This is a genomic window from Methanobrevibacter sp., assembly GCF_015062985.1.
GTDB lineage: Archaea > Methanobacteriota > Methanobacteria > Methanobacteriales > Methanobacteriaceae > Methanocatella.
On sequence record NZ_SUTI01000001.1, the window covers coordinates 37096 to 61951 of the forward strand.

At 36.7% G+C, this 24856-nt stretch carries 24 protein-coding genes; 19 read left to right on the forward strand and 5 right to left on the reverse strand.

Annotated features, from left to right (window positions below):
* Window positions 1-25: 25 nt before the first annotated feature.
* Window positions 26-1420, forward strand: coding sequence for a glycosyltransferase family A protein (locus tag E7Z77_RS00230; RefSeq protein ID WP_292748865.1), 1395 nt, complete (start codon window positions 26-28; stop codon window positions 1418-1420).
* 5 nt (window positions 1421-1425) lie between these two features.
* Window positions 1426-2085: a uracil-DNA glycosylase gene (locus E7Z77_RS00235; protein WP_292748867.1), complete on the forward strand. Its 660-nt coding sequence runs from the start codon at window positions 1426-1428 to the stop codon at window positions 2083-2085.
* A gap of 6 nt (window positions 2086-2091) precedes the next feature.
* Here E7Z77_RS00235 and E7Z77_RS00240 read toward each other — a convergent pair whose 3' ends face one another.
* Window positions 2092-2658, reverse strand: coding sequence for a hypothetical protein (locus E7Z77_RS00240; RefSeq protein ID WP_292748869.1), 567 nt, complete (start codon window positions 2656-2658; stop codon window positions 2092-2094).
* A 119-nt stretch (window positions 2659-2777) separates the two neighbouring features.
* Between E7Z77_RS00240 and E7Z77_RS00245 the strand changes: the two genes are divergently transcribed.
* The 8 genes from E7Z77_RS00245 to E7Z77_RS00280 all read left to right on the forward strand — a co-directional run bounded on the left by E7Z77_RS00245 (window position 2778) and on the right by E7Z77_RS00280 (window position 10386).
* A complete protein-coding gene (locus E7Z77_RS00245; protein WP_292748871.1) occupies window positions 2778-3383 on the forward strand; it encodes a TetR/AcrR family transcriptional regulator in 606 nt (201 codons plus the stop codon).
* On the forward strand, window positions 3380-4009 hold the full coding sequence (locus E7Z77_RS00250) for an N-acetyltransferase (protein WP_292748873.1): 630 nt from the start codon (window positions 3380-3382) through the stop codon (window positions 4007-4009). The genes E7Z77_RS00245 and E7Z77_RS00250 overlap by 4 nt, the downstream gene beginning before the upstream one ends.
* Window positions 4010-4741 (forward strand): NAD(P)H-dependent oxidoreductase, encoded by a 732-nt coding sequence (locus E7Z77_RS00255; RefSeq protein ID WP_292748875.1) that lies wholly within the window; start codon window positions 4010-4012, stop codon window positions 4739-4741. It abuts the gene before it with no gap.
* Between the two features lie 105 nt (window positions 4742-4846).
* Window positions 4847-5296: a MarR family winged helix-turn-helix transcriptional regulator gene (locus E7Z77_RS00260; RefSeq protein WP_292748877.1), complete on the forward strand. Its 450-nt coding sequence runs from the start codon at window positions 4847-4849 to the stop codon at window positions 5294-5296.
* Window positions 5297-5311: 15 nt separating this feature from the next.
* The gene (locus E7Z77_RS00265; RefSeq protein ID WP_292748879.1) at window positions 5312-6691 is read left to right on the forward strand and encodes an MFS transporter; all 1380 of its coding nucleotides are present in this window, start codon (window positions 5312-5314) and stop codon (window positions 6689-6691) included.
* Window positions 6692-6707: 16 nt separating this feature from the next.
* A complete protein-coding gene (locus E7Z77_RS00270; protein ID WP_292748881.1) occupies window positions 6708-8099 on the forward strand; it encodes an MFS transporter in 1392 nt (463 codons plus the stop codon).
* Between the two features lie 97 nt (window positions 8100-8196).
* A complete protein-coding gene (locus E7Z77_RS00275) occupies window positions 8197-8577 on the forward strand; it encodes a hypothetical protein (RefSeq protein WP_292748883.1) in 381 nt (126 codons plus the stop codon).
* A gap of 21 nt (window positions 8578-8598) precedes the next feature.
* Window positions 8599-10386, forward strand: coding sequence for a YhgE/Pip domain-containing protein (locus E7Z77_RS00280; RefSeq protein WP_292748886.1), 1788 nt, complete (start codon window positions 8599-8601; stop codon window positions 10384-10386).
* A gap of 24 nt (window positions 10387-10410) precedes the next feature.
* Here the strand turns inward: E7Z77_RS00280 and E7Z77_RS00285 are convergent, their stop codons facing one another.
* A complete protein-coding gene (locus tag E7Z77_RS00285; RefSeq protein WP_292748888.1) occupies window positions 10411-10932 on the reverse strand; it encodes a YgjV family protein in 522 nt (173 codons plus the stop codon).
* A gap of 294 nt (window positions 10933-11226) precedes the next feature.
* Here E7Z77_RS00285 and E7Z77_RS00290 point away from each other — a divergent pair, with 294 nt between their 5' ends.
* Window positions 11227-12681 (forward strand): NAD(P)/FAD-dependent oxidoreductase, encoded by a 1455-nt coding sequence (locus tag E7Z77_RS00290; RefSeq protein ID WP_292748890.1) that lies wholly within the window; start codon window positions 11227-11229, stop codon window positions 12679-12681.
* Between the two features lie 11 nt (window positions 12682-12692).
* On the opposite strand, the gene E7Z77_RS00295 is transcribed toward E7Z77_RS00290, so the two are convergent.
* Window positions 12693-13322, reverse strand: a complete 630-nt coding sequence (locus E7Z77_RS00295; RefSeq protein ID WP_292748892.1) for a hypothetical protein — start codon at window positions 13320-13322, stop codon at window positions 12693-12695.
* A gap of 266 nt (window positions 13323-13588) precedes the next feature.
* Here E7Z77_RS00295 and E7Z77_RS00300 point away from each other — a divergent pair, with 266 nt between their 5' ends.
* The 7 genes from E7Z77_RS00300 (at window position 13589) to E7Z77_RS00330 (ending at window position 21410) form a co-directional block, all read left to right on the forward strand.
* Window positions 13589-14896, forward strand: coding sequence for an adenylyltransferase/cytidyltransferase family protein (locus tag E7Z77_RS00300; RefSeq protein WP_292748894.1), 1308 nt, complete (start codon window positions 13589-13591; stop codon window positions 14894-14896).
* A gap of 19 nt (window positions 14897-14915) precedes the next feature.
* Window positions 14916-16568 (forward strand): LicD family protein, encoded by a 1653-nt coding sequence (locus E7Z77_RS00305; RefSeq protein ID WP_292748896.1) that lies wholly within the window; start codon window positions 14916-14918, stop codon window positions 16566-16568.
* Window positions 16569-16628: 60 nt separating this feature from the next.
* Entirely contained in the window at window positions 16629-17861 is a 1233-nt protein-coding gene (locus E7Z77_RS00310) for a hypothetical protein (RefSeq protein ID WP_292748898.1), read from the forward strand.
* Between the two features lie 8 nt (window positions 17862-17869).
* On the forward strand, window positions 17870-18931 hold the full coding sequence (locus tag E7Z77_RS00315; RefSeq protein ID WP_292748900.1) for a histidinol-phosphate transaminase: 1062 nt from the start codon (window positions 17870-17872) through the stop codon (window positions 18929-18931).
* 87 nt (window positions 18932-19018) lie between these two features.
* Window positions 19019-19807 (forward strand): GNAT family N-acetyltransferase, encoded by a 789-nt coding sequence (locus E7Z77_RS00320; protein ID WP_292748902.1) that lies wholly within the window; start codon window positions 19019-19021, stop codon window positions 19805-19807.
* 34 nt (window positions 19808-19841) lie between these two features.
* Complete coding sequence (locus tag E7Z77_RS00325) at window positions 19842-20333, forward strand: hypothetical protein (protein WP_292748904.1); 492 nt, start codon at window positions 19842-19844, stop codon at window positions 20331-20333.
* A gap of 117 nt (window positions 20334-20450) precedes the next feature.
* Window positions 20451-21410, forward strand: coding sequence for a cysteine synthase family protein (locus E7Z77_RS00330; protein ID WP_292748906.1), 960 nt, complete (start codon window positions 20451-20453; stop codon window positions 21408-21410).
* A gap of 13 nt (window positions 21411-21423) precedes the next feature.
* Here the strand turns inward: E7Z77_RS00330 and E7Z77_RS00335 are convergent, their stop codons facing one another.
* Window positions 21424-22521 (reverse strand): radical SAM protein, encoded by a 1098-nt coding sequence (locus E7Z77_RS00335; RefSeq protein ID WP_292748908.1) that lies wholly within the window; start codon window positions 22519-22521, stop codon window positions 21424-21426.
* A complete protein-coding gene (locus E7Z77_RS00340; protein ID WP_292748910.1) occupies window positions 22518-23147 on the reverse strand; it encodes a TetR/AcrR family transcriptional regulator in 630 nt (209 codons plus the stop codon). The genes E7Z77_RS00335 and E7Z77_RS00340 overlap by 4 nt, the downstream gene beginning before the upstream one ends.
* Before the next feature lie 151 nt (window positions 23148-23298).
* Here E7Z77_RS00340 and E7Z77_RS00345 point away from each other — a divergent pair, with 151 nt between their 5' ends.
* Window positions 23299-24687 (forward strand): MFS transporter, encoded by a 1389-nt coding sequence (locus E7Z77_RS00345; protein WP_292748912.1) that lies wholly within the window; start codon window positions 23299-23301, stop codon window positions 24685-24687.
* The last annotated feature ends 169 nt before the right edge of the window (window positions 24688-24856 follow it).

Here is a 24856-nt window from a genome sequence, read left to right on the forward strand (position 1 = left end):
AGTCAGTTGTTATATAAAATATTTTATGGAAAAGGAATTTGTATTTTCAATTATAATGCCGATTTACAATAGTGAAGAATATATTAGGCAAAGCATTGATTCAGTATTGTCCCAAACACTGGATTTCAGGCAACATGTCCAATTGATCCTGGTGAATGACGGCAGTACAGACAGTTCATTGGATATTGCTCTTGAATATCAGAGTCGATATCCTGAAAACATTGAGGTTGTCTCACAGGAAAACCAGGGACTGGGGGCCGCACGCAATACTGGTTTAAACTATGCTAAAGGAAAATACGTCAATTTTCTGGACCCTGATGATTATTTTTCAGATAATGCTCTGAAGGAAGTCAAGGAGTTTTTTGAAAAACATAATGACATCATTGACATAGTTTCGATAAGGGTCATGATGTTTGGAAGAAGAACCGGCGACCATCCTCTTAATTTCAAGTTCAAAAAGGACAGGGTCATTGATTTAACGAATGAACCTGCAAATCCCCAACTTGCCGTCAACTCTTCATTCATCAAATTGGAGGCCTTTGATAACTTAAGGTTCAGAACTGACCTGGTCACCTCTGAAGATACTAATGTCTCATGCAAAATTCTGCTTGACAAAAAAGCTTTCGGTGTATTGGAATCTCCAGCTTATTATTATAGAAAAAGGGAAGACAAAACCTCTCTGGTAGATACGGCTCTCGCCAAAAAAGGGTTTTTCACATACAGGCTGAAGAATCATTTTATGGATGTAATCAATTATTGCCTTGATAAGGAGGGGAAAGTCCCATTGTTTATTCAGTGCACACTTGCCTATAATATTCAATGGATGGTAACTCCTCAGATACCGGAATTCTCCACCGACGAGGAAAAAGAGGAGTTAATGCGCTTGTTCGGCAAGGTTATGAGCTACATATCCCCGGAGGCACTGTCATATAGGAATATTGTTTTCAACGATTTTTTAAGGAACTACTTAATCATAAAATCAAATGATGACCTCCATCGTGTTGTTGATACTGAGGGCAACGATGTTTTTATGAAGACCAAAGAAAGACTTCTTGATAAGCTAAGCAGACATAAGGTATGGGTAATAGATGCAGAAAACGTTGATGATAAGATAACTCTTTCAGCCTCTTTCAATTCAATGTTCAATCCCGACAATATTGCTTTTAAAGCCATTTTCTATGATGGTGGAGGAAACATTATGACTTCCGTTTCAAGGCCTTCCAAGAAGCATTCAGGGGATAATGTGGAATTTTTCTCTGAGACTCTTCAGCACATAATCTCTTTTGATTTGGACATCCCGAAAACAGCCGATGAGATTAGGATTGCAGTAGTATATGTCAGTGATGAGGGAGTTATAACCCAGTACCCTCAGGTAGGATTCACTGGAAAGGCTAAGGGATATGAATACCTTATAAGGTGATTTTTATGATTGGAAATGATTGGGATTTGCTTTTAAGTGATGAATTTCAAAAGGAGTATTTCGTTGAAATGATGGATTTCATCGATGAGGAATATGAAAACAGAACCGTATATCCTCCCTATGAGGACATGTTCAATGCATTCAAGTTCACTCCGCCAGATAATGTCAAGGTAGTTATCTTAGGTCAGGACCCGTATCATGAGGCAGGTCAGGCTCATGGCCTTGCTTTTTCAACACCCGAGGGCAGGGCGATTCCAAGATCTCTTAAAAACATTTTCAAGGAAATCAACAGTGAATTTTCATATCCAATTCCGGAATCAGGGTCTCTGGAAAAATGGGCAAAGCAGGGCGTATTTCTGCTTAATACCGTGCTGACTGTTGAAGAGGGCAATGCGAATTCCCACAGCAAATGCGGATGGCAGACATTTACCGATAATGTTATCAGAATATTGGACAGTCAAAATCAGCCTATTGTGTTCCTGCTTTGGGGAAAACAGGCTGAAAAGAAAAAGGAACTGATTATTAATCCGAATCATCTGGTTTTGATCACGTCACACCCGTCACCGTTTTCTGCTAGAAGAGGATTTTTCGGTTCAAATCATTTCAGGATGGCTAACGATTTTTTAAAGGATAATGGTGTCAGTGAAATTGACTGGAAGCTATAGTGATGATTAAATTACTATTTCATAGCTGGCTTTTCTGTTATCTCTCATTCTTGAATCCATTTCGACCAGATCATAAACCAAAGGATTGGCTATGAGCATCGACCATATTTCAAAGGTAACCCTTATAAAGTCTTCATTCAGTTTTATATGGTCATGGACAATAGGGCATTCATATGGAAATTCGCTTTCATCGAATATTAAATGAAATTCCCCTTTCTTGTTCAGGTGAGGTATCAGAGGAAATGTCCTGCATTGGATGGGGCGTATTGACCTGTCGCATTTTGGAGGATTTACGCATTTTACCAGATAAATTTGGCCTTTCCATGAATGAGGATATTTAATTTCGGATGAATCAATGAAATACAGCTCAAATTCATCGCTGTCTTCATACATAAGTTCCTCTCCGGGAAGCAAATACAACGCCAATTCTTCGTTTCTGTAGTCTTCCGCATCATAAACGCAGCATACTTCACCGCATAATTTTCCGCAGTCAAAATCGACTGGTGTTACCTCATCAAGCCTTTTATAAATTTTTTCAATGCTCTTTTTCATTTCTTCAGCAGTGATTTCCATATTATCTAATTAGAATATTGATTTTCAATCAGTTATATTTTTTACTTATTTGACTAACATTCGTTAGTTTTATATAACTTCAAGAGCAACATTAAACTAACAAGCGTTAGTGTGATGAAATGACAAAAAATAAGATTATGGATGTTTCAATAGATTTGTTTTCACAGTTCGGTTATGATGGAGTATCCGTAAGGCAGATTGCCTCAGAGGTTGGAATTCGTGAAAGCTCAATATATAATCATTTCAAAAGCAAGCAAGAAATATTGAAAGCTATTATGGATTATTATATTGAAGAGATGACTAGCGATGAAATACCAATGGAGCAGGCAGCCCTAAACCTTGATAGGGGATTTGACTATTTCTACAAGGCGGGCTGCGATGCATTTCTCAGCAAGCTCAAAGAGAAAAAGATGATGAAGATAACAAGACTGTTTTTCATAGAATCTTATCACAACGATGAGGTGAAAAACTTCTTAAAAAGGGACATCATCGATGCTCCCGTATACGGATGGATTGAACTTTTCAATCTGATGAAATCAAAAAATGTAATCAGAAAGGATTGTGACGTAAAGCAGCTTGCGGAGTCCTTTTTCTACTACGGCATGTTTTTGCTCTATGAGCATTTCATAATAAACTATCCTGAAGATGATGAAGTCTTTTTAAGGGAATTCCTTGAAAAAACCCAAAATCATGCTAAAATAATTTTCAACTCCGTGAAAATATGAAGGAAGGTATTAAATTGAATATAAGACTTGAAAAAGAAATGGATTATTTTGAAGTTGAAAACCTGGTCAGAAATTCATTTTGGAATATATATCGACCTGGAGCTTATGAGCACTATATTGTGCATAACTTAAGGGATGATGACAGCTTCATTAAGGATTTGGCATATGTTATTGAAAAGGATGGGATGATTATAGGCCATATCAACTATTCAAGAGGCAGAATCATATATGAAAATGACTGTGAAGAGGCAGTCATACTCGGCCCATTAGCTATTGACAGGGATTTCCAAAAGCAGGGACTCGGATCCAAACTTATAGAATATACGCTTAAATTAGCCGAAGAAAGTGAAGTTCCTTTTGTTTTCGTAGTTGGTGATGAAGGATATTACTCAAGATTTGGATTTGAAAGCGCTTCCAAATATGATTATTATCTCGAAGGGACAGATTGCAATGACGAGAATCCCTTTTTCATGATTAAGGTATTTGACATGGACAGTATTGGCAATGCAAAGGGGATATTTCACAATCCCGACGTTTTTGATGTTGATGAAAATGATGTTGATGAGTTTGATGAAAAATTCGAATATAAGGAAAAGTTAATTCTGGAAGGTCAATTGGGTGTTTAAATGAAATATGTAATAATTAACGGTTCACCAAGGAAAAAGAATACTTGGGCGGTTGTAAAGCAGGTCAAGAAGAATTTGGAAGGCGAATTTGAAGAGATTCATCTGTTGAAGAAAAAGATTCCGATGTGCAACGGATGTTTCAAATGCATTATGGAAGGTGAGGATGCATGCCCCCATTTTGATAGGGTCAATCCGATAATCGAAAAGATAAGGCAATCTGATGCAATCATCATTGCCTCTCCCGTTTATGCAATGAATGTTTCAGCACTGTTGAAAAACTTCTTCGACCATACAGCATATTTCTATCACAGGCCTGAATTTTTTGATAAGAAGGCATTGGTTGCGGTTACAACTGCCGGGGCAGGACAAAAGAAGGTGGCGAATTATATTGATGAAACATTAAGGCATTTGGGTGTCAATAATGTACATAAGATATCCATTGCATGTGGCGGCAAGGACACATTGGAGACAAAAAAGATAGATTCTGTGGCAGAAAAGTTCAGAAGGGATGTTGAATCCAATAAGTTGAGCAGTCCAAAATTTTCGGATATTTTATATTTCAATGTTTGGAAGGCAATGGCTTTATCAAAAGACCCAATTGAAGCAGATAAGAAGTATTGGTTTGAAACAGGTCTTGTCAATCATGATTTTGCACCAAATGTAAAGTTGAATGTTGTCAAAAAGGCAGTTTCCAAAGTATTGTTTTTCTTTATGAGAAAAGCCATCAAGTGAATCTTTTCCATAATTTTTTTATCATTTTCTCACTGTTGAAAAGTTAACTGTTTACTTAGAAACATTTATATCTTATATGAAACAGACTATCATTAAGGTGAGATTATGGAAGATGAAAGCTTTCAGGGGATATTTGACAATTCGCCATTCATTGCATGGATTCACAACATTTCCAAAAATCAGATGAAATATCTAAATTCAAAAATTAAGGACATGAATCTTGGCCATGAAATGAGGTATATAATGGCGGTTTATGACAATCAGGGAATATCCCAGGATGATCTGGTAGCTATTTTTGGCCAAAGCAAGGCAAGTATAGCAAAATCCGTTAAGAAACTGGAAGACCAGGGTTATATTGAAAGGAAAATCAATCAGGATAACAGAAGAAAATACATGCTTAATACAACTTCAAAGGCAAATGAACTGGTTCCCAAAATTAGGCAAATCTCAAAGGACTGGGAAAAGGAAGTCGGAATAACAGATGAAGATATTGAGCTTAGAAGAAGAATCAAGGAAATTGCCGTCAGCGGAATGAAGTTAGTGGAGGATTTGTAATTTCGTGGTGATAATATGAAACTGGATATTGAAACATCAGTGGTAATGGTATCGTTTCTCACATCGTTTTTTGCAGTATTCCTGTCTGCGGGCATAGTCATAGGTGTGCCATCAATTGCAAGTGAATTTGCAATGAACAATATCGTTCAAAATTGGATAATAACCATTGCTCTGCTTGTCGTGGCTGTGTTCACGCTCCCTGCAGGGCAGCTTTCCGGCAAATTCGGTGTTAAAAAATCACTGATAGCGGGAGTTCTTGTTTTTCTGTTTGCTTCTATAGGAGCATGTCTATCATTTTCTACTGAATCATTTTTATTTTTCAGAGTAATTCAAGGTATAGGCGGAGCATTTTCAAATGTTTCTGCAATGGCAATGGTTGTACAAGCCATCAATCCTCAAAATAGGGGTAAGGCTTTAGGGCTGACAGTGACGGGTGTCTATTTGGCAGGTTCTCTCTCGCCGGTAATCTGCGGATTTTTGGTTTATAACTTCGGATGGAGATCAATGTTTTACTTTACCATTCCATTCTTTGCAGTCTGCATAGCGCTCATGATTTGGAAGATTCCCGGAGACTGGAAAACCTATGAAAATGATAAGATTGATACAATAGGCTATCTGATATATGGAATTGGCATATTGCTGTTTATCTATGGATTCACAAGTCTTATGAATTTCATCGGTCAGGTTTGCGTACTGGTCGGCTTCATTCTGCTTGTCATATTCGGATATTATGAAACCAAAGCGTCCAGTCCAGCATTCAATATGAGATTATTCAAGAACATGAAGTTCACGTCTTCCAACATTGCGGCCTTATGCAGCTATCTCGCAATAGCTGCACTCACAACAATTCTCAATTACCATTTCCAGTATGTCAGGGGGTGGAATGCACAGATGTCCGGATTGATTTTGATTATTACTCCCATAATCATGGCATTGATGGCACCTAATTCAGGAAAACTGTCTGATAGGATTCATCCTCAAAAATTGGCGGCAATTGGGATGGCCATTGCAACATTTGCGGTTTTAATCCTGGTATTCCTTGATGCAGATACTCCAATTTATCTTATAGTCATTGCAATGATTTTGCAGGGTATGGGAATGGGACTTTTCACAAGTCCAAATACGAATGCAATAATGAGTTCAGTTCCACCAAAGGAAACTCCTAACGCCTCTGCGGCACAATCTGCAATGAGAACAATAGGCCAGACTATGAGTTTGGGCCTTTTGACACTTATATTCGCTTGGATTATGGGCAGTCTAAAACTTTCTTCACAATATGCAGATATGATTGTCCAAAGCTCACAGTTAGTTTGCCTGATATGCTTTATAATCTGCATAGTTGCGGTTATAGCATCTTTGGCAGGTATTCGTTCAAAAGATTCATTTAATATATAAAAAAGAGGGAAAAATCATGAAAATAGAGTTTGAAACATATGTAGTTTTTGTATCATTTATCACTTCATTTTTTGCAGTGTTTTTGTCAAATGGTATAATAATTGGTGTTCCGGCCATTGCACAGGACTTTGCAATGAATAACGTCATACAAAACTGGGTTCCCACAATATTTTTCCTGGTGGTGGCGGTGTTTACTGTCCCGGCAGGTCAGATTTCAGGGAAATTCGGTGTCAAGAAATCGTTATTGGCAGGAATTATAGTATATTTGATAGGTTCAATAGGTGCATGTCTTGCGTTTTCAACTGAATCCTTTTTGATATTCAGGATTGTTCAGGGTGCAGGCGTTGCATTTTTAAACGTATCCGCCATGGCAATGGTGGTTCAGGCTGTCAAACCACAAAACAGAGGTAAGGCATTAGGTTTCACTGTAACTGGAGTTTATCTTGCAACATCACTTTCACCTGTTATCTGCGGATTTTTGGTGCATAACCTTGGTTGGAGGTCCATGTTTTACTTTGTCATACCTTTCCTGGTATTATGCATAATTCTGATGATTGTCAAAATTCCTCAGGAATGGAAAACATATGAGAAAGATAAAATCGATAAGGTCGGATCTGTATTGTATGCAATAGGAATATTGGCCTTTATCTACGGATTCACCACACTGATTACTCCGATGGGAAAGGTATTGACAGTTTTAGGATTGGTTATTCTAGTTATATTCGGAGCATATGAATTGAGACAAATCTCCCCTGTATTCAATATGAATTTATTCAAAAATAAAAAGTTCACTTCATCCAATATAGCTGCATTATGCAGTTATCTGGCAATAATGGTAGTTACAACAATTCTGAATTATCATTTCCAGTATGTAAGGGGATGGGATGCGCAGATGTCCGGTTTGATATTGATAATCACTCCGATTATCATGGCGGTAATGGCTCCTAATGCGGGCAAGCTTTCGGATAGAATTCATCCGCAAAAGCTGGCGGCAACAGGAATGGCCATTGCGGCAGTAGCTCTTATAATACTGACATTTTTAAACAAAGACACTCCGGTGTATATAGTTGTTTTGGCGATGATTTTGCAGGGTATTGGAATGGGATTGTTCTCCTCACCGAACATGAACGCAATCATGAGTTCAGTTCCGCCGAAAGATGCGCCTACAGCATCAGCATCACAGGCAACAATGAGGACAATAGGTCAAACTATGAGTTTAGGTCTTTTAACCCTCATATTCGCTTGGGTAATGGGCAATTTGGAATTGGCTCCGCAATATGCAGATATGATTGTGAGTGCTTCTCAAATAATCTGTTCAATTTGTGCTGCCGCATGTATCCTGGCTATATTTGCATCATTAATAGGAATAAAGTCAAAAGATGAATTTAATGTAAAAAGGCCTGATTAATCAGTCTTTGATAATGTTATTGGTCAATTTAGTTGAAAAATATTTAAATAATTAATTTATAAAATATTATTGATTGATAATTTTTAGGGGTGGTTTTGTGGCAAATCAGAAGATGGAAATTGAATTGACGGAAGAACAAGCTAGAAAAGTTGAAATTTTACAATCAAATGGCATCAGTGTTGGTGAAGCTATTGATATGCTGTTTGAAGTAAAAGAAAAAGCAATTTCCATAAGAAAAGAAATTCTCGATGCTAGAATTTCAAATGCGCAAAAGGAAAAAGAAGAATTGGAAAACAAGATAGCCAATCTTGACAAATCCATTTCACTTTTAAATAAATTAAATGATGATAATTTAGACCTTGAAGAAAAACATAGGATTGTGGAAAACGAACACGGTACTGGTGATGAAAGTTATGAAATGAAAATCCAAAGGGTTAAACATAATGTTAGCTGGGCTAAGGATTTTTTCAAATTTTAGTCATGACATTGGGTGAAATTCATGAAAGATAGCAGGAAATTTACACGGGAAGGAATAAACGAATTTCGTTTGAGCAGTAGGAGGAACATATCAGAAATCATTAAAAGGGACATAAGGGCATCATTCACAAACCCTATAGTCATACTGTTTATCGTTGCACTTTTAATATTGCCTTCATTGTATGCTTTAATTAACATATATGCATGTTGGGATCCGTATGAAAATACGGGCAATGTCCAGTTCGCAATTGCCAATGAGGATAAAGGTGCAACATATCAGGGTGCGAAGCTTAATGCGGGTAATGATTTAGTATCAATGTTAAACAACAATACGGATTTCAATTGGGTTTTTGTGGGTTCGGATGAGCTGAAAAAAGGCGTGCATGATGGAACGTATTATGCGGGCATAATTGTGCCTTCTAATTTCAGTGCATCGATTGTATCGATTACTTCCGATAATCCTCATTCTGCAGAATTGGAATATTATGTTAATGAAAAGGCAAATCCCGTTGCTGCTAAATTGGCTGACAGTGCTGCAAGAGCAATATATAATAATGTAAATGCGGAAATTGTTGCTTTTATTAATGTGGCCGCTTATGGTAAACTTGGAGAGCTACAGTCAGGTTTGGCTTCAGGTGCATCTGAAATGTCAAGCGGAGCGGTATTGCTGTCAAATGGTGCAGGTCAGGTGTCAAGCGGAGCAGGTCAGGTGTCAAGCGGTGCTCAGGAATTTTCAGCGGGTGCCAATCAATTGAGTGAAGGGGCAGACCAGGTGGCCGGCGGAACTCAAATCGTTTCGGATAAGGCTCAAGATGTTTCAAGTGCTGTCAATGAAGCGGGAACTTTAATCAAAAATTCAACATCCAGTCCGATAATTCATCAGGAAGTCGACAAGATTGAAGGTAGAGTTTCACAAACCGCTCAAAATCTCTCCACCCTGAATAGTGGAGCTCATGCAGTTGCAGACGGATCACGTCAGTTATCATCTGGCGCCGACCAGTTGGCCCAAGGTACTTTAAGTTTAGCTGCAGGTGCAGAATTGCTTGCAAATTCTGCCGCTTCTGCATTGTTCATGGCTTCCAGTTCATTATCCGGCGCTGCTGCTGATTTGGATTCAGTTACCGGTTTGAATGATTCTCAAGTTGGCGAATATTTCTATTCTCCAGTTAAATTGGATAAACATGAAGAGTTCACAACCAACAATTACGGTTCACAGGTATCCCCATTCTATTTGGTCTTATCAATGTGGGTTGGAGCCCTTATTACATCCGTAATATTTGATGTAGGTTCAAGTATAGGTACCAAATACAGACCTCATGAGGTATATATTGGCAAAATAATCTATTTCAACATTTTAGCGATTTTGCAAACAACAATAACATTGATTGGATGTTATCTCCTTAATATTGATATCCATAACCCTATAATGTTTATTTTGTCATGTTACTTTGTTGCAGTAATGTTCATGGCATTGGTATACTCATTTATTTCAATATTGGGCCAAGTCGGAAAGGGAATAGCAATTATCCTATTGGTGTTCCAGATTTCTGCTACAGGAGGTATTTATCCTGTTCAAATTATGAACAAGATTTTTGGAGTACTGTATCCATACTTGCCGATGACTCATGGTATCAATATCGTTCGTGAAGCGCAGCTTGGATTAATATGGAAAAATTACCTGCCATCATTTACATTCTTGCTGCTTATGGGAATAATTGTGGTTTTAATATCCATTATCCTTAAGCAAAGATTCGATAAGCGTACAAAATATTTCGAAGATAATTTGGAAGAGTCCAATTTATTCAATTAAATTGGATTTCCCATTTCTTTTTTTTTAAAATTTTCTAAAATCTGCTTTGATCAGTCCAAACAATGAAATCAAACCTATAAGTGCGGTAACACTTTCTATTGTTGCTGATGCAAAGTCATAAATCGCAAGGAAATAAACAATATAAATCGCACTGTTTATGATAAAGCTTGTTTTTATGCTTTTGATGGTCTTGAGATAGTAGTTGGACAGTGTGATTTGGATGATTGCGATTATGGGCAGAAATCCGATTATGCCCATGGTATTGACCATGCAACCGATAACCACTGAAATGATTATGAAAAATATGGTCCATCTAAATGTCAATTTGTCATAGTAGACCATCGCATTTCTTGAAGCGGCAATGGCCATGGTAGTCACTCCGGTCCATGAGAGGAAAAATACGGAGGATATCATTAGGATAAAGGCATTCAGAAATTGGTATTTATAGGCTTCCTTCTCATCATTGACCCACATGCTCAGTATGATGAAAATGCCCGCAACCAGGGAGATGATATTTCCTATGACGATGTTTATAGCTATATTCATATTATCAGATAAAATAAATTAATTTTGTTTAAATAAATCTAAATTGACTTAATCAATCTTAAAGTTTAGAGCCCGGCGATTAAAATCCGTTCCTTTACCTGCGATTGGTATGCCAGGTTCATATTTGCGATGTAATTAAACCAAAAAAAAGGGTTAGTATTAATCCAACATTATAAAAACTCCCCTCAACTTTAATCTTTATCATAATCAATATAAAAAACTATCAATCCCCCCAATTTCTTTAGATAAAAATTTATACTCTTTAATACATATTTTAAGTTTGGAGGTAAAAATATGGATTATGATGTTATTTATATCGGAAGCGGAAACGCCGCCTGGCAAGGAGGCCGATTTTTAAGAAAGGCAGGCCTTAAAATATTGATTGTTGAAGAAAGTTTATATGGTGGAGCATGTGCAAATAGGGGTTGCAATTCAAAGGCTCTGCTTGATGCGCCTTATGAAATCAAGGCATTGGCCGATAACTTTGAAGGCGTTGGAAAGTCAGGCAATTTCGATGTCAATTGGTCAGATCTAATGGAATATAAGAGAAAACGCATTGCGGGAATGTCAATATTTCTGGACAATAAATTTGATGAATATGACCTGGACGTTGCCCATGGAAAGGGAGTCATCCTGGATGAGCATACAGTTCAGGTGGCAAACAGGAAATTCACAACCGATAAGATAGTAATATGCACTGGTTTGAAACCTTACATTCCGGATATTAAAGGAAAGGAATACCTCCATGACAGTACAGACTTTTTAGATATTTCAGAACTTCCAAAACATACCATAATCATAGGTGCAGGATTTGTCGGAATGGAATTCGCGTCAATACTTGCAGAAGCGGGCCTTGAAGCCGATGTCATCATAAGAGGGGACATGGCATTGAAATATTTCCACCAGCCATATGTCCAGAATGTAATCGAAATCCTAAAGGAAAAGAATATCAGATTCCATTTCAACCAGACAGTCAGGGAAATTGTAAAAAGCGATGATGTGGAAATTGAAAATCCCGAAAGCAAAGTTCTCAACGTTTCAAGTGCAATGAATTCCGATGAACTGTTAAGGGATCCGGAATCCAAAATAGACAATGAAGCTCATGAGAATGCATTCACCGTCAATTGTGAAAGCGGACTCAGCCTGACAGGAGATTATGTAATTGCAGCAATGGGACGTGTCGCCAATGTGGAGGACATAGGACTTGAAAACGTCGGATTGACCTACACAAATAAGGGAATCAAGGTAAACGGACATCTCCAGACTGAAGTTCCAAACATTTATGCATCAGGTGATGTAGCAGATACAGGAATCCCAAAGCTTGTAACAGTCGCAATCCATCAGTCAAAATATCTTGCTAAGGAATTGCTGGGTGAGGCAGATGAAATAACCTATCCTGTTGTTCCTGCGGTCGCATATACAATACCTAGAATTGCAACTGTCGGTATGCCTGCTTATGTTGGCGAAAAAAGCGAAGACCATGAAGTTCACACTATAAAATATGGAAGATCATATTCTTTGGAACTTAAAAATGACCTTACCGCTGAGGTGAAGGTTGTAGTGGACAGGGATTTAAACATTGTCGGCGCCGAGATATATGCTGCGGATGCTGAAAATGTCGCCAACATGTTTGCATTCATTATAAATAAAAAGATAACTCTTGAAGAGCTTGATTACATGATTTATGCATTCCCTTCAAGCAGTTCAGTATGTTTGTATAAGCTGCACAATATACATTATGAGCTTTAGGTATAGTATTTCTATACCTTAAACAATTTTTCAATCAATTGCTCTTCACTTTTGTAGAAGTCGAATTTCAATATGTTCATAAGTATCTGAGGAGCTCCCAGCAGCTGTGATGATGCAAAAAGAGGCATGAATATTTTACATGCCCCCTGTTCAACACAGATTCTTAAAGTTTCAGGCAAATTTTGTGATTGTTCGGTACTTAGTATAACTGAATTGTCTTCCAAATCAATGTTATTTTCAATGGATTGTTTTGCTACCATTTCCTGTAAAGAAAAATTATCAGGTTCACCATCACCTGTTAAATTATCGATGCGGGTTTCATTATTTTCAATGGATAATTTGAATATGTCCTGCCCGTCAACGAAATACACTTCACCGACATCAATGGAATTTTCCAGAAGGGTTCCGATTTGAAGGGTATTTTCAACCTTTTCAGGTTCCTCTTCTGTCTTTTCATCACTCTTTTTACTGGATGTGAATAAATCTCCGAAATCAGGAGTATAATCTATCACTGATTTATATTGGATTTCTTTGCTTGATTTTTCTTCCTCGCCAGCTATTTTCTTGAGGAGTCGAATGATTTCTGTGTTTTGCTTTTCAATGTTTTTGGTAATTTCAATTAATTCGGATAAATCTGACATGATTAATTTTATGGCATTCGTATCTATTATAATTTTCAATTTGAATTCAGTCTAAAGAATGTCCCTATTCTTTCATCATATGAACATATGTTTCGAAAATATTTCAGAATTCATGGATTAATATTCTTATCTTATTGAATATTATTTTAGTACATAAATTTATAATATAATTAAAAATTGGGTATTTATAGTAACTTTTAATAGCTTTAAATTATAAAATTATAATATACTTTGTATCCTCAACTAGGGTATTTGAGAGGTTTTTCATGAAGAAAATTATTACATACGGAACATTTGATTTATTCCATAAAGGACACTACAATATTTTGAAAAGAGCAAAAGAGTATGGAGATTATTTAATTGTTGGTGTCACTGGTGAAAATTATGATATTGGTCGTGGAAAGTTAAATGTTCATGATTCACTTGCAACAAGGATTGAAAATGTCCAGAAGACAGGTTTTGCAGATGAGATTATCGTTGAGGAATATCTCGGTCAAAAAATTGGTGACATCATCAGATATGACATCGACGCATTTGTCATTGGTGATGACTGGAAGGGCAAATTCGATCACTTGTCAAAATATTGCAATATGGTTTATATGGAAAGGACAAAAGGCATTTCCAGCACCAAGATTAGGGAAGAAACTTTTAATCAATATGATATTGGTATCATTTGCGATTATCTTGACGATAATGAATTAGTTAAGGAAGCCAAATTGGTTAACGGTTTTGAAGTTAAGAATATATTCTGTGAAGACAAGAACCTGTTAGCTGCATTTAAGGAAAAATATGCAATAGAAAATTCTTTTGATACTTATGAAGACATGATTCAGGCTTCCGATATAGTATTTGTCAGATGTGCCATTTCAGATAGGGTTGAATATATCAAAAAGGCATTGAATGCAGGAAAACATGTTATCTACGACTGTCCGGCAACATTCAACTCTCAAATAATGAAGGAATTGTTTGACCTTGCAAAAGAAAATAACGTAATATTGATGGAAAACATCAAGATGGTTCATATTTATGTTTTTAACCAGTTGTTATGGATGACACAGGCAGGATTAATAGGTGACATCTTAAGCTTCAACTGTTCAATATCAAAAAACGACTCAAGTCGTTCTAATCTCTTTTATGATTTAAGTACAACAACATTGCTTCCAATGCTAAAGATTATGGGATGCGACTATGAAAAGGCTGACATTCAGGTGAATAAGGATGGTGATGAGATAGAATTCGCATCAATGAACTTTGTTTATCCTAAAGGAAGAGCCCTAATAAACGTTGGTGATAAGATACGTGTAGACAATCAGCTGGAGATAATCGGTACAAAAGGAACAATCCGCATGAGGGGGGATTGGTGGAGATGCAAAAGCTTTGAGCTCCATACTCCCGGTTCAAATGATGTGCAACTGTTCAATACCAATTTTGAAGGTAATGGATTCAAGTATCTGGTTAAGGCGATGTCTACAATGTTGGAAAACGGGCGTGTTGATACGAAGAGTATAACTAAATCTGAATTAATCAAGATTGTTGAAATTTTAGAAAATTTGAAAAAAACTGATAAGGATTAAGGCGTAGGGATGAAAATTTATGAATGAAATGCATGAAACTTTATTAAATCTTTTACTTGAAATTGATGATATTTGCCGGGAACATGGAATTACATATTTTTTATCAGGTGGAACCGCTCTCGGTGCGCATAGGAATCAATGTTTCCTTCCTTGGGATGATGATATTGACCTGTTTATTCCCCGTGATGACTGGGACAAACTGTACAAGCTAATCAGTGAGCATCCGGAGGTGCTTCCTGAAAATAGGAGTTTCATATGTTGGGAAAACGATGATTTGCACAGGAATCCGATTCCACGTTATGTTGATACTTCAACCACAATGATGTTTCATTCACAGGCCATTTCCGCCAAATTATGCGGAAACCAGATTGAATTTTTTGTTTTAGATCCAATCCCAAATGTTGAAGATGGTCAAAAAGAACATTTAAAACAAATGCAAGCATTTCTTGAAATATTTTCCCCGCACTTCTTTGTTTCACAGAGTGTCCTCCTAGAAGAGTATGATGAACACAAGAAAATTGTTCTTCAATATTTGGAAGACATTGATAAAAGAGGTTTTGACGTAGTAATGCCTGAGCTATACGATAAATTATATTCCTATCCCCTTGAAAAAGCGGATTATGTCTGTATACGCTGGGGAATTCATATGTTTTTACATAAATCCTCATTTTATAAGGGAGAGCGCTATGTTGATTTGGAAGGACATCGCATTCCTGTTGCTTCCGATTTGGAACATGCACTGAGGATTGATTATGGGGATTCATGGATGTATATTCCGCAGGGTGATGGTCAAATCTCACACAATGCTATGATAGTAGACCAAAGCCGTCCTTTCAGTGAATTTACAAAGATATATCTAAAACATGTTAATCAAAAGGCAGTCATGAAAGCTTATGAAGAAAACAAAAAGAACAGTGTTGAACTGTGGCCTTATAGAAAATATATTGACTTAGAAAGAAATCAGATAAGGGGTTTGGTTGATAAAAAGAATATTGAAAGGACTGTTGAACTTAACAATTATGACCTGAACCAAATGATAGAAGACAGGGAATTCGAATTATTGGATGAGCTATTTAAGGATTATTTCACACATCAGTTTTATGCCGTTCCCAAAAGATATTTAAGCCTTCATGATATAGGAAACGACTTATTAAAGGTAATTGTTAAATATAAGATTAGACAGGGATTGTATTTCACTGGCCGAAATGTTTTGGATATAATTGAATATAACAAGCCCCTCGATGATGAACTGCAGCATTTGAAGGACATTTGCGAATATTGCAGAACATTGTCCGTAGCGATTTATGATGATTTCGATGTTGAGACTGTAGAGAAAACATTGGAAAATGTATTTGACGATTGCAAGGATTTAATTGATACATATAGGGCCAGATTATGGCTGATGGGCAAAAAAGCTAGTGTTGATAAAGATTATGAAGAAATGATTGATGTGGCAAAAGAAATGTTGGCCGAATATCCGGAAGATGGTGAAATCATGGCATATGTTGCAGGAGCATATTATATGTTGGGAGATAAGGAAAACGCCACTAAAATGTATGCCGAAGCAGTTGAACACACCAGAAACGGATTCGTATGGCAATTTGCTAAAAAACATGTTGGCATTGACAGAATGTTGGAGGAGGAAATCTATGTTAATAGCGAATCAGAATAAAAATGGAGCATGTAACTTTCAAAAAGAGCATGTTGATTTAGAAATGATGGGGGAAAATTTATGTTAACCAGAAGGGATATACAACTTGATTTGCTTCAAAAACTGAATGAACTATGCCAAAAAGCTAACGTAAAGTATGTATTGCATGGCCAGTCTGCATTTTTAGCTTATAAGGAAGAGCCGATTGACTATATGGGTTCATTTGAGATATTGATGTGCCAATCCGATGCGGAAAAGATAGCTGACATATTGGATGATGACAAATATTATTTTGAGGATTTCAGATCCAACCCCAAGTTTGATGAACATTACATGATGTTCGGATATAAGGAATCCCTTGACTTGAAAATCAAAGACCTGAATTTCATGAAATCAAGGAATATCGATAACCATTGCATCCGTATCAACATTCGTTTCATCGAGCATCCTGTTGAAAAAGGCTATAAATTGGAAAACTACAGGAGACTTTTCTGGAAATTCAGATTTTTAAATGTCACAACTGATGAGTTATGGTACTTAAAAAAATTTAAGGGTTTCATTAATTTCATATATGGAATTATTGGTGAAGAGAGAATTACCAATCACAGATACAATTCAAAAAGGAAATTCTATTCCATTGATACCTGGGATGATATCCAGAATTATGATGTCATCAGGGTTGTTGGAGCAGGAAACATTAAACCGGAAATATTCAATGATATAGTTCCTAAGGAATTGGATGGTGTTCCATCATTTATCTTTAAAGATTTCCATTATTACGCTTCACATTATTACGGGCTTAACTGGGAGGAAAAGAAATGGGCCAATTCCCAGGGAACCACCAGCAGTCTGATAAGTTGGGATGAATTTTCCAAGGATGAAGATTTCAGGAAAAGCATGGAAAAGAATCAGCAATACTTCGAATACACATATGCAAACAGTACCAACCTCAATGAAAATAAGATTCTCAAATTCATCAAAAGATTCACATTCCCTGAAAGCACAAAAATCTATAATAATTTACTGATAACAAGAAATTTTAAGCAGAATGTGCTTCAAAGTGGAAGTATCCTGCACAACCGTGATGATTACATAGAGCAGAAGGACGAATTGATGCAATTGTATAAAGAAGGAAATTATGAGGAATTGGAATTCAGGATGAAACCTCTTATAAGATCAATGAGAAGCGGGGTTAACTTAGGTTATACCTATTCCGTCGATGCGGATATTGACCAATTGCTGGACAGCTATTTAAGGGATACCGGCGAGGAAAAGTTAGCCGATCAGATTATACAATTGAGACAGGACGTATAAGTGGTTAAATGTATTATATAAATGAAAATGTAAAAGATTTATACAGAATTTTCGATCAAAATTCTAGGGATGGATATATACGCATGGATTTAAATGAGAATCCTGTAGGATTGTCACAGGATTTCATTAATGAGGTGCTCTCAAATGTCACTCCGGAATTTGTTGCAAAATACCCGGAACAATTGGAGTTTACTAAAAAGCTTGCTAAATTTATAGGCGCTGAAGTAGAGAACATCTGTTTAGTCAATGGCTCTGCCGAAGGTGTTCGCTATGCCATTGAAGCTTATAGCAGACCAGGTGGAAAAGTATTATCAGTAACTCCATCTTATGCAATGTATGATGTATACTGCAACATGTATGGCAGAGAAAGTGTTCATGTGCATTATGATGAAAACCTTGAAATGGATATTGACAAATTTATCGAAGCAATCGATGATGATATCGATTTGGTAATTGTTTTAAATCCTAACAATCCTGTCGGTGACGTATATTCATATGAAGAGATGGACAGAATTGTTGAAGCCTGCAAAGAGCATGAATGCACATTATTGATTGATGAAGCTTATTTCTATTTTTATCCAAATTCATTTATCAGATATGCTCTTGAAAATGAGCATGTGCTTCTCACAAGGACATTTTCAAAGGTATTTTCCCTGGCGGGGGCACGTTTGGGATATGTTGTCGGAAGCCCTGAAGCTGTATCATACGTGCAGAAGCTATGCACTCCCCATAATATAAATGCTTTTGGAATGTTATTTGCCCAGGCAATCATGGAAAAGGAAGGAATGATTGATGAGTTGGTTGAAAAGCAATTGAATGGTAAGCAGCATTTAATTGATACCCTTAAAGAAAAGGGATATACAGTAAGCGCACAGGAGGGCAACTTCATTTTCATCAAGCCAAAACATCTTGATGCTTCTCTAATCGTTCAAAGAATGAAGGATGAAAAGAAAATTCTGATTAAAGTTTACAAGGATGTTTCCAATTTAGGGGACTGCTTGCGTGTTTCCATAGGTGAAGTTGAAGTAATGGATATCTTCATTGAAGCTTTAGAGGATATCGATCAATAATATCATGGCCAATTAATCAAATTATTTTTTTTATGAACTGAATACTTTAGAAAAGATATTTAATATTTACCGAATATATTAATATCCATGATAGAAAAGTGTACTTCTGAAGACATCGATAAAGTGCTTGATTATATCCATGACGATTATGGAAAATGCCTGTATATGTACATTGACTTGATAAAATATGGATTGGACAATGAAAACTTCAATGTTTGGATTCAAAACAGTGATGAAGGAATATGTGCAATATTAAGCAAATATTATAATGGAATTCAAATTTATAGCAGATCAAATGATTTTATTGTAGCGGAGATTATTGATTTCATTGAAAATCATAACCCCTCCATGGTTTCCGGAATGAGCGATACAATTGAAACAATTGAGGATTTCCTGCCCGAATACGAAAGTGAAATAGGAACTGTAGCAAAACTTCAGGAATTAACTTATTCTCCGAATCCGGATGCATATTTAGCACCGTTTGAAGAGCTGGAAGAGATTGCAAAAGTAATAGCTGAAGACGAAAATCTTGGAAAACCATATGGCTATGAGCTATTGTATGAACAGTATTGTGAAAGGAAAAAAGATCATTTCGGACGTAATTATATTTTGCGCGACAAGGATACGGATGAAATTATCTGCCATGCTGCAACCTATGCGGAACTGCCGAATTTAGGAGTATTGAGCGGGGTTCTCACAACTCCAAAATACAGGGGAAAAGGATTTTCTAAAGGTACACTGGCTGCACTGTCAAAGGAGTTGATTAGTGAAGATAAGGACATCTTTTCATATTTCTATATTCCTGCGGCTGAAAGGATGCATTATGGAATTGGTTTTGAAAAAATTGGGGATTGGGAAAAATTAACAAGAAAATAGCTTAGATAATATTTTATTTTTCCCGATGATAAATATGAATATTAGAAAAGCGCAAAGCGATGATTTGTCTGAAATAATGAGAATTTATGGAAGTGCACAGGATTTCATGATCGAATCCGGAAATCCCAACCAATGGGGGCATGAATATCCAAGTGAAGATTTAATCAGGGATGATATCAGATATGGTACATGCCATCTGGTTTGCTGTGGCGATGACCCTCATGGAGTATTTGCTCTTTTCAGTGGAGATGAACCGACATACAGTTATATCGAGGATGGCGGATGGCTTAATGATGATGAATATATTACAATACATAGGATTGCAAGTGATGGGGAGGTCCATGGAATATTGCGATGTGTCATAAGCTATTGCAAAGGCATTTCAGACAACATCAGAATTGATACTCATCATGACAATCTTATAATGCAGAAGCAAATTGAAATGAATGGTTTCAAGAAGTGTGGAAGGATATACGTTGCCGACGGTTCACCAAGAATTGCATATCAATGGTCAAAAAATGATTAGATTCCAACTCTTTTTTCCAGTTTTGGCCCTGATTTTATCATTATATCCTTTTTTTTAAAAAAGTATTTTAAAAATAAGATACATAGTTTATATTAATATTGTTTTGGATGGAATTATATGAATTTTGGAAAGTTAATCGGCAATACCCCAATGATAAAGATTGATTATGAATATGAAGGAAAGAAGGGAAGCATTTACACAAAACTTGAATACTACAATTACTCCGGCAGTATTAAAGATAGAATAGCTTCATACATAATTGAAAAAGAAAAGGAATTGGGTATTTTAAAAGATGGCCAAGCTATTGTGGAAGTTACAAGCGGAAATACCGGTATTGCTTTCAGTGCCATAGGTGCTCTTTATGGTCATGATGTTCATATTTTCATGCCTGATTGGGCATCACTCGAGAGAAGAAAACTGATTGAAATGTATGGTGCTCATGTCCATCTCGTATCAAAAGAGGAAGGCGGATTCAAAAGGGCACTTGAGCTTGCAGAAGAATTTGCTTTAGAAAATGATGCATATAGGCCACTCCAATTTGACAATGAATTAAATGTGGAAGCACAGTATAATACAACAGGTCAGGAAATCATTGACGCTATTCCTGATGTAAACGCTTTTGTCTCAGGAATAGGAACTGGCGGAACTTTGATGGGAATCGGCAAAAGATTGAAGGATAACAATCCTGATTCCAAAGTATTCGCATTGGAGCCAAGTACATTATCAATACTTAAAATGGGAATGGAAGAGGGAAGCCATATGATTGAAGGAATTGGTGATGACTTCATTCCGGGAATTGTTGATGAAGATTTGATTGATGACATCGTTTTAATCCATGACTGTGATGCCATAAACATGTCCAAAAGAATAGCTAAGGAATTCGGTTTAGGTATCGGAATTTCAGGAGGGGCAAACTTTTTAGCAAGCGTTATTATGGATAGCGATGAGTATAAAATAGCTACTGTCTTTCCGGATGACAATAAAAAGTACATTACTACAAGACTATCTGAAAAGATTGATGAAAATCCCGATCTGATTTCCAATAAGGTAAAACTCGTTGGTTTTGAAGTGATTTAATCACACTTTTTATCTATTTTTGTTTAAGTAATTCCTCTACTTTTTCCTTATTTTCAAATAGAACGCAGCCTCCAGCATGGTCGTCAATAAGCAGATCACCATCCCTAAGGGACTTGAATAATCTGGAGTTCAGCGCGTCAATCAATGATGTGTCGGCTACATTTATGTCTGAATAGGGTGAAGCAGGACATGGTTCTGCACCGCCATGTGAATTGATATGGAAAAATCCCCGACCGGCCGCAAGACATCCTCCTGATGTCTTTTCATCACCTGGAAATGACATGAATATCATATCCGAAAAGTCCTGACGAAGGCGATTTATTTCGTTTAAGAGCAATTCCCTTTCGCTGTCACCAGGTGCAAGCTCAACGGTTGCCTCATTGACCGGAACATATTCAATGAAGAATATTACTTTGCAGCCCAAATCATGCAATTGGTTTATGTATTCATTTGAAAGAAGATTATCTAAATTTTCTTTTGTGAATGTTAGTGAAGCGCCGAAAATTAAATTATTTTTTCTCATCAAATCCATTGAATCCAGCAATTGCCTGTAAACTCCTTTTCCTCTTCTCAAATCAGTTATTTCCTCATTTCCTTCAATTGAAAATATAGGAACCAGATTTCTGTTTTCATCAAACAGCTTCAGATAGTCTTCACTCATCATTGTCCCGTTAGTAAATATTGGGAACAGTATTTCAGGGATATTGCTTGCTTTAATTATTACGTCTTCCCTCAGCATTGGCTCTCCGCCGGCTAGAACTATGAAGCTTATTCCAATCTCTTTTGCCTGATTGAATATATCTTCCCATTCATCGGCTGAAAGCTGGTTTAATGGTGCATCATCGCTGCAGGCATCATTTGCCCGTGAGTAGCAACCTGTGCAATGCAGATTGCAGCTGCTTGTGATGCTTGCTATTAGGAATACCGGAATGTTTTGGCCATTCTCACTATATCTTTGTCTGATTTTATTGGCTTTTCTTGCATTTTTGGAAAATCTGACCAGAAACAGGCTTTCCTTCGGATTTCTAAAAGAGGCTTTCATGGCATCCTTCAGGAGGATTTCCACTCCATTTTCCAGATAGTCCTGCAGATTAAAATCATTATCACTCATTGTTTCACCTTTATGGAATCAAGTAGGAATTTAGCATGTTCCTCTGTTTCATTAAAGAAATCATCCAGGCAGCTTTCCGGTATATCATCATATTTTGCACAGATTTCTATAAGCAGATATATCGGAAAACTGTAATACTCCTTGGCCAGCAGTTTGGGATTCAAATCTTTTCTTATAGTTCCGTTTTCTTTTAAAATAGTGAAAAATTCCTCCCAGAATTTCAATGGTTTGACGAGTATCTCATTTTGGAAGAATGCTCTTATCGTTTCGTTGTGAGTCATTTGTATAAATATTAATTTCCATATCTTCAGGTTTCTCTCTTCTGAGAGCATTTCCTTTATGGCTTCGGAACCCTTGTGATAGAAGAGCTCAGGATTGTCCAATAGCACTTCATTGTTGCTTGAGAGGTTTAAATCTTCGCTGTTTATAAGGGTATCCTCTTCAAAAAGTCGGGTCATGTAGTTGAAGATATCCATTAATATTGCTTCCTTTGAAGGGTAATGACTGTATATTGAGCTTTTTTTAATTCCAACTTCTTCTGCAATTTCCCTTAGTGAAACTGAATCATACCCCTTTTTTGAAAACAGATCCAGCGATACATCAAAAATTTTTTCTTTAGTGTTCATATTCCTACCTACCGTTCGTTAGGATATATTTGATTAATCATATATAAAAGTATCTGTTAAATCAATCCGGCTATTAAGAAAAACATTAAATAACATCATAAAAAGATATGGTAATTGTAAAGAGTATATAAAAAAATCATAAGAGAATACTATGCAAGGAAAGACTTTAGACAAGAAAACAAGAAATCTGATACTGATACTATTTTTGATAGGAGTATTCATGGGGTCTCTGGACACAGGCATTATAGGTCCGGTACTGCCCTCAATTGAACATGCATTTAACTTGACAAGCAGGGAGTCAAGCTGGATATTCACTCTTTTTGTAATTACTTTCATGATCGGATCACCGATTATGGCCAAGTTTTCCGACTTCTACGGCCGAAAGAAGATTTTCATTCTTGATGTGCTTCTCTTTGCAGTGGGATCATTCCTGATTGCATTTTCATTTAATATAGAATCAATATTTTTGGGAAGAATCATACAGGGTTTTGGCTGCGGAGGACTGTTCCCTGTGGCGGGAGCATTTGTAGGTGATGCATTTCCATTGAATGAAAGGGGAAGAGCGTTAGGAATTCTTGGAAGTGTATTCGGAATTTCTGCAATAGGAGGTCCATTGGTTGGAGCAGCACTAATCCCATTCGGTTGGAACTGGTGCTTTACAATTAATATTCCAATCAGCGTATTTCTGATACTGCTTGCATGGAAAATACTTCCTGGGTCTGAAAATGAAAGAAAGCTCAAAATAGATTATCTTGGTATTGTCATTCTAAGTCTGCTTGCAGTATTTTTAGCCTATGGATTAAATCAGATTGATTCTAGCAATTTCACACAGAGCTTATTGTCCATGAATGTAGCTCCGTTTTTAATTCTATTCATTGCCTTAATTCCAATTTTTGTAAAAATAGAAAAAATGGCAGAGGAATCCATCGTTCCTATACATATGCTGAAAAACAGGGAAATTTCCATTGCATGCATTGAAACATTATGCTATGGATTAATTTACTCTTCAGTTATATTCGTTCCGTCTTTGGTAATCCTTTCCATGGGATTGAACGACCAGATTGCAAGTCTGATGTTGATTCCGATTTTGGGAGCTAATGCCGTAGCGGCACCGATACTCGGAAGGATTCTGGATTCGGTAGGGTCACGCATGATTATGGCGGCGGGAACACTTATGCTGTCAATAGGTTTGACTGTTATTGCCATGCATCCCAACAATTTCATGCTGTTTATTATAGCAGGCTGTGTAATTGGTGTGGGAATGGTGACAATTATAGGAGCTCCTTTAAGGTATATTGTTTTAACCGAAGCAAAGCCGACTGAAAGGGGAGCAGGCCAGGCCATCGTAAATATGCTATCCAGTGCAGGGCAGCTGATTGGAGGTGCTCTTATCGGAGGTATAATAGCATCCTTTTCAGGAATACTTGGATATAAGGTCAGCTTAATTTTAGCAGCTATTGTTGCATTCATCGCATTTCTGTTTACATTAAAACTTAAAAGCCGTGACGAGCAGATGGAGACAATGAAGTCAAACCAGTGAATATGTATCAGGCCGCTTCAATCAGAATCTGAAGTTTTCTCACGTTCCGGTTAAGGTAACTGTTGAGTTGAAGTTTAACGAAATCTGCCTTTAAATTTATTTTTGTTTTTAGCAATCTATATGGTATTGAATAAATATTGCTGTTATATTTTATTATATCATTTAATTG